The organism is Leptospira alexanderi serovar Manhao 3 str. L 60 (genome assembly GCF_000243815.2).
Classification (GTDB): Bacteria; Spirochaetota; Leptospiria; order Leptospirales; family Leptospiraceae; genus Leptospira; species Leptospira alexanderi.
Map to the genome: position 1 here is coordinate 20779 of NZ_AHMT02000018.1, position 6722 is coordinate 27500.

Here is a 6722-nt window from a genome sequence, read left to right on the forward strand (position 1 = left end):
CGTTTGACTTCAGTGAAGAGGTTTGATATTTCCGGATTCGACCACAGGTCCTCCACAGAGAATGATTTTGTTTTCGATTTTGCAGTGCCTTTTGGAATGATCAAAGGAAGAATACATGACTCCTTCGGCCGAATTCTTTTCGTCCTGAAATTCCCCTTCGTATATACTTGTATCGGGGAAACGAACCTTACCGGGGCCGATCATTTTTCCCATTTGAAACGTGCCTTCCAACATTGCTCCGTTTTTAAAGATATACGTTCCCTTCCCGTCTTTTAAGTCGTCTTTGAAGTTTCCTTCGAATCTGTCTCCGTTCTTATATCTCATTTTTCCCGGACCGTTTCTGAGATCGTTCGAAAAGGAGCCTTTATATTCGTCGTCGTTATCGTAAATATAGGTCCCAATACCGGAAATACAATCTCCTTGGATGCAACCTCGGATTGGATCTGCTTTCGCACTGATCGAACGATCGGAGGTTGTTGAGGTTTGTACTTCTTGTTCTGTTGTATCGTTATTGTAGGACTCGGAATTTCCGGTGTCGTTTGTAAGCTCGTTAGGCGAAATCTTTTTGTCTCCGTAAGAACATTGTACTGCAAAAATAAGGAACATAACTCCCAAAAGAGAATTGCGCAAAGTTCTCATCAAAAGAGGGAAATCGATCCTATTAGAAATTGAGTTTTGAATTTGTTTCAAGAGAATCATATTTTTTGAATACGAAATAAAAACGTTTGCACTAACAAACATAGTCAAAATTTTATTTGTCGAGATGGAATATGTCAAACTCAATTCTTGTTATAGCCTATCTCAGAAGCTTCTTACTTTGCATTATACCGTCGTTAAACGACATTATGAGTTACTTTTGAGGTAGATTTGGGAGTCCTGAAGACGATTGACTAAAAAAGGAATTCTGGTCAAATTTTGTTTCTACTTATCCCTACATAATAGAGTGTCCAAAATTCTGTGTCTAAACGGGGATTTGTGCTAAAATTGGCGGTACTTCTTTATGTAGAGATCGGTAAGAATAAGTAGGTGGGGAAATGAAAGTGGATTTGGTTAAATAATTTCATGTTTTTCGTTTTTGGATGAATCATTTTAGGATTACTTTAGGCATAATTTTTTCGCGGAGGGTGTTATAAACGTTTGGCTTGTCTGCGAAATTCGATCTCGAAAAATCTATGATTTGTTTCAAAACGTGGTTCTTTTGTTATGTGGGGTAAATGCCCCGAAATGAAACGTCCTCTCTCAAATCTTCAATTGTAGTATGGCATTCCTTAAGGAGGAATCTTTCCGATCTTTGCAAGAGTCGGAATGTAGGATTCGATAATGATTACTCGAGGTGAGCTGATGATGACTCAAATTACAACCATAAGGCTCACGTTTGTTTGACACATATACTTGGAAAATGCGTAGTATTGCCTTTTCTTATATATCAAGGATGTTCTCGATCCTGGAAAAAGAAATGGAACATCTTAGAAGTGGTCGACGTCGTATCAGCTAGAGTTCATCCCTTTTGTTTTCGTCTTTTCTTTCTCGTGGATCCCCTTTTTCATCCGTATAGATTCGATATAAAAAATAGGGAATGTGGATCGCGTCGTATGTGTTGAATTCGCTGCATTGAGGAAATAGAAAGTATGGAAGGATTCCCGATCGAAACTTAAGCCTAATTTGGAGGAATCGTTTCATTGGGAAAAATCGAATAGCCGGAGCTTGAATCGAAAACCTTCATCCAGTAGAAATGATTCGAAACGGTAAAAAAGCCCAAATTTCAAAAAGAGAAAATCCTACCCGGAGCGCGATATGATATAACCGACTCAGTTCTATTCGAGGGAGAAAAACAAACGTCTTTCTCCCTTCGAAAAAATCAATATCTGGATCGGGATTTTTCTGGAAAAGGTTTTTTAGGAAGAGCTTCGTTGACTTTAATTTCTCTTCCACGGATTTGGGTTCCGTTTAAGCCGTCAATCGCTGCGTTTCCTTCTTCTTTGTTCGCCATTTCCACAAATGCTAATCCCCGGGATTTGCCGGAAAGTTTATCAGTGATAATACGTACTGAGGTCACTTCTCCAAAGGATTCAAATGCTTTGCGGAGATCATCTTCGGTTGCCTGATAGGCGAGATTGCCTATATAAATGTTCATGAGAAAGGGTCCTTACAAAAAATTACTGGCTTTTAAATCCGAATAGAATGCAAGGCGAGACCAATCAATCGGCGGGATTCGAAAGAGAAATGACCTTTCCTGGTGCTCTATCGTTTAAAAGTTCTCAACTGACCCGGGAAAAGGCAGCTAAAAATTCCAGTCGCGCTTACGGTAATCATGGTCAAAAAATTGTCAAGAAAATCTCACATTTTACGAATTTATCCTTTCTAAAAAACCGAACGGTGTTTTAAACTTTTCAATTGATATCTTGAAATCGGATCTATGTCTCTCTTACACGAACTCTTTTTTGAGGAAAAACTTTTTAAATTCTTTTACGACAAGAGAGAAGAAACAAAAAAAATGCTTTTTGAACATAAGAATTTTCTGATTCTCTCAAGTAGAGAACGTGCTCTTGTATACGAAAACCGATTTGAAATTGGAAAGAAATGAGTTTTTCAAGAGCGGAATATGGGCCGAATCCGCCTTAGATTACATATCGATTGGTATATTTAAGAGTTCGGCTTTGTCATTCTTTGAATTTTTTGCCAAAAGTATAGCCTGAAATAAGAAACCGAGGGATATCCTTTTTTCAAAGCCGGAGTGGAATTCATGCTCTGATATGGCGCCCCAACCGGAGCCGTAAATATTTTTTCGCATTTTTTATCATCCAATATGAACTCGTTAGAGAAAAGCATTCGCGACGATTGATCGGATTCGTTTGCCGATATCGCAAAACACACCCTAATAAAAAGCCGGATTCAACGATTTCAAATCTTAGGACTCAAGGATCTGATTGGTAATTTAGAAAAGTTTTATGTATTTGGAGCAGTCGTTTACGGCTCTTTCGAAATCGAAGACTGAAGTATTTTGTTATCCAAAGCCGAGAAATAACATGCTTTGTGAACAGCGTGTAATACAATTCTTCACGCGAGCTTTTTTACATCCAGAAAGTTGAGGACCATACTGGCTTATTGCCTCGAAAGAGAGTCAGTCGATTGTCATCGCACATCTAATGTCTTTTCCCTTTTAAAAAATTAAAATTCTATTGCTGCATTTCAATTCGTGCCAAAGAATTTTCGTTGATAAAAAATTATATACTTTTATTCACCAAATGTACTGTAAAGGCTGCAAGATAACGAAAGGAATTTGAAAATCAATGGATATGACATTCTATCAGGTGTCTTGTTACTTAGTGGCTACCGTGCTTGCTTATAGGACTTTGCATAATTTATTTCTATATTATAAAAATAGAAAACAGATATATCTCCTAAATTTTGCTTTTTTACAGATTTCTTACGGATTGTATCTTTTATGTTTTACGAAAACCATCAATGTGGCTAATGCGGAGGAAGCCTTCGTCTGGGAAAGGTTAGAGAATACGGTTCTTCCTATATTTGGGATGTTCCTGATCCTGTTTGTAAATAGTTATCATAGAATTTTCAGTAAGGATTTTGTCTATTTGTACATACTTCTCAGTGTGTTATTGTCCATTGCCATCTTGATGGATCCGAGTTCGTATGATATCAAACTTGCATACCCAAAGAAGTTTCCTTTGCTCGGAATCGTGGTTTACGAAACCGAACAATCTTCTTTGATTCACTATTTGTATCTTTTGGGAGTTTCGACGATCATTTGGATTTTATTTAAGGTAATCGTACAATTCGTTCACAATCTATTGAGTAATTTATTTCTTCCCATAGGACTCATTTTGTTTTGTGTGAACTTATTTTTGGACATTCTAATCGCTATGAATTTTGTACCGCTACCATATACTTCTCATTTCAGTTTTTTGATTCTTATGTTTTCCGTAGATTCGATTTTCGCCTTGAATCAATCTGGAAGAAAAATCCAAAAAGGATTAAAACAAGTTTGGATCTCTCCTCTTTCCGAAAAACAAATTGAAAAGATAGAAAATGAGAAAGTAGAGTTTCGCGCAGCGGCAGATTCCAAAGTTGATTCTAAAAAAGATCGGATTTTTATCCGTGCTTTGGGCAGTTTGGAATTTGAAAGAGAAGGGATTCGAATTCCTCAAACGGAGATTTCCAATAAAAGAAAGATGCTGAAGCTCGTGAAGATACTTCTCATTCGTTTTGAAAAAGGAATTCATCGAGAAGAATTGTTGGAGTTTCTTTGGCCGGGGATGGCGGATAAAAATGCTATCAATAGTTTGCATGCTCTTTGTTTTCGTTTGAGAAAGATGATTGGAAATCCGGAGGCTCTCGCTTTTTCAGAAAATCGTTTATTTTTCAGACAAGATTTGGTTCAGACTGACTTTCAACTTTTTGAAAAACACTATGAAGTTGGGTCGAAGGCCTTACGTAAAGGAGAGACGAAACTTGCGATTCAAGAGTTTCGTTTTGCAAGAATTTTCTATCGTGGCGATTTTTTCGAATTCGACCCTTACTTTCCGGAGTCCGAAATTAGAAGAGAATACGTCCGAAAGAGTTTGATTGAAATCTTCCGATTCTTATGTGAAAAGGGTTTGGAAAAAAAAGAGATAGAGGAGCTTTTAGAGGATTCCGCAAGTTGGATTTGTATGGATGATTTGGACGAAAGGGCTTGGAGGTATCATTTTGAGGCACTTCTGCAATTGGATCGCAAGAACGAAGCGCTTCGTAAATACGAAGAATTCAAAAAATCTCTCAAGAAGGAGCTCGATGTCGAACCGGAATCCGAAACGCTTAACTTGATCGAAAGGATTCGTTCCGGAACGGTGAATCGGGCTTAGAGTTATCTCGCAGATCCGAAAGCAAGATAAGATAACTGAATATGAAAGATGAGATCTCAAAAATTAAAGATTGTGAATATTATTGTTTTCGAGCCACAGCGAGAAGGGCGGACGTTTCCAGAATTTGTTTCCCGAATCTTTTTTCTAAAATTCTTCCGCAATTTAAAACAAGATCTCTGGAATTTTGGAGATTCTTTCCTGCTAGGGCGTTTTGAAGTTGTTCCGTGAACTCGGAGTGAGAAACTCCGATTGCAGAATAGGTTCGGTCGGAGACTAAGATCCAATATTCTCCCATTTTCAGAACTGTTTTTTTCACGTCCAAATCGATCGCTTTGTAATCGAAGTAACGGGCTTTCGTCTTTTCCAAAGAGTTTAATTCACCATTTTTGTAAACGAATGCGGGAAGTTCTTGGAAGTGAACAAATCCGAGTTCGCCTGTTTTGGTTATGAGATAGAAAAGAGAAAGGCTTAAAAATGGAACTGGCATTTTGGAGAGAATTTTACCGATCTTAAGGATCAGTTCTTCTCCTCGAATTCCGCCGGTTTCGTTGGCTAAGGAAAAAATCCCTTCGAGTCTCGCTTTAAATGCGGATTCTAAAACTCCGGAGTTTGGAAATCCGGCTAGGATTCCCACACAGCCATCCATACTCGGAATGACGTTCACATAATCGCAGTTAGAGTTACCGCTCATTCTCGGAAGAAGAGAAATATCCAGGTTCTGAATTTTAGGTAAATGAATTCTGTAAAAGGCTCTTTGTATTGAGTCCGAAAGTTCTTTGGTTTTTTCGCCCAAGGCTTCTTGGGAAGGGGCATCTTCCAATTCTTTCTGTTGAAAAAATTTCAAACGAAAGGCCCGAACTAACTCACCGATTTCATCGTTTCTTTCCGCGACTGGAGTTTCTTCATAGACGTCGTCGTTTCCCCAGTCTTGAACGAGTGTGACTAGAGAATGCATTGAAGAGTATATTAGCTTAACGGAATAGAATACGAGAGACGCAAGTAGAGTGGAAAAAGAGATGGAAATTGCAAGACGAATGGAAAGAGCGATCGCTTTTTGCTGACCTAAAGGAGATTTGAGAATGATGTCGTCCGTAACCGTATAAACAAGAAAGAATAAAAAACTTAAAACGAAAACGGCGATGGATAGTTTGAGTTTGGAAGGAATTTTTGTTATCAAGTTATGCTCTCTCTATTACCTTCATGAGAACGATCGACACCACGAACAAAACTGCCAGTGGAACGAATAGGAACAACATCGAAATCAAATCCGGTCCCGGAGAAAGAACAGCGGCCGCAATCGCAAGAACGATGATCGCTTCTCTCCATTTTAAGAGAAGGAAAGAAGAGCGGATGATTCCTAAACTGCCAAGAAGAATGAGTACAATAGGAAGCTGAAAAGATAAACCGAAAATCAAATGGATGTTAAAAAAAATTTCGTAGTACTCGTCGATGGGAAGTCTGGATTCGATATCGGGCGGACGAAAGTTGACGAGAAAAATCTTGAGAAGATTCTCGAAGGCCTCGGTCCAACAAAGCCAAACGCCGAACCAAAAAAGCAATGTGCTGAAAAGAATTAAAAATTTACCGTAACGATCTGCTTTAGAATCCAGAGCCGGGGAAATAAAACCCCAGAGAAAAAAGAGGACGAAAGGAAGGCCCAACAAAACGGAGATCATAAACGAACTCTTCAAGTAGATCATAAACGGAGCCATTAACTTGATCTGATAGAAGGTCGCTTGAGGGCCTAACACGTTCTTATACGGTTGCGCGAGAATTTTGTGAATTTCTTCTCCGAAAAATAGGGAAATTCCCATGATTACAGCGATCACGAGAAGAGATCGCAATAGAACTATCCTCAGT

General features: G+C 38.6%; 6 protein-coding genes (1 of these 6 running past the window's edge). 2 read left to right on the top strand and 4 right to left on the bottom strand.

What is annotated here, in order from left to right; translation table 11 throughout:
- Positions 1–9: 9 nt before the first annotated feature.
- Positions 10–741 carry an MORN repeat-containing protein gene (locus LEP1GSC062_RS06545; protein ID WP_010577970.1) on the bottom strand — a complete coding sequence of 244 codons (732 nt, stop codon included), beginning with the start codon at positions 739–741 and terminating at the stop codon, positions 10–12.
- A gap of 1117 nt (positions 742–1858) precedes the next feature.
- Entirely contained in the window at positions 1859–2134 is a 276-nt protein-coding gene (locus LEP1GSC062_RS06555) for an RNA recognition motif domain-containing protein (protein ID WP_001028883.1), read from the bottom strand.
- A gap of 47 nt (positions 2135–2181) precedes the next feature.
- On the opposite strand from LEP1GSC062_RS06555, the gene LEP1GSC062_RS06560 reads away from it, so the two are divergent.
- Both LEP1GSC062_RS06560 and LEP1GSC062_RS06570 read left to right on the top strand, forming a co-directional pair.
- Positions 2182–2385 (top strand): hypothetical protein, encoded by a 204-nt coding sequence (locus LEP1GSC062_RS06560; protein ID WP_010577972.1) that lies wholly within the window; start codon positions 2182–2184, stop codon positions 2383–2385.
- A gap of 905 nt (positions 2386–3290) precedes the next feature.
- Positions 3291–4862, top strand: a complete 1572-nt coding sequence (locus LEP1GSC062_RS06570; RefSeq protein WP_020983776.1) for a BTAD domain-containing putative transcriptional regulator — start codon at positions 3291–3293, stop codon at positions 4860–4862.
- Between the two features lie 79 nt (positions 4863–4941).
- Here the strand turns inward: LEP1GSC062_RS06570 and rktP are convergent, their stop codons facing one another.
- Entirely contained in the window at positions 4942–6039 is a 1098-nt protein-coding gene (gene rktP, locus LEP1GSC062_RS06575) for an Arg-Lys translocation region protein phosphatase RktP (RefSeq protein WP_010577974.1), read from the bottom strand.
- Between the two features lies 1 nt (position 6040).
- Positions 6041–6722, bottom strand: the 3' portion of a protein-coding gene (gene tatC, locus LEP1GSC062_RS06580) for a twin-arginine translocase subunit TatC (RefSeq protein ID WP_010577975.1). Its footprint extends 128 nt past the window's final position; only the last 682 of its 810 coding nucleotides appear in the window; its start codon lies beyond the right edge, outside the window — the gene reads right to left on this strand; its stop codon occupies positions 6041–6043.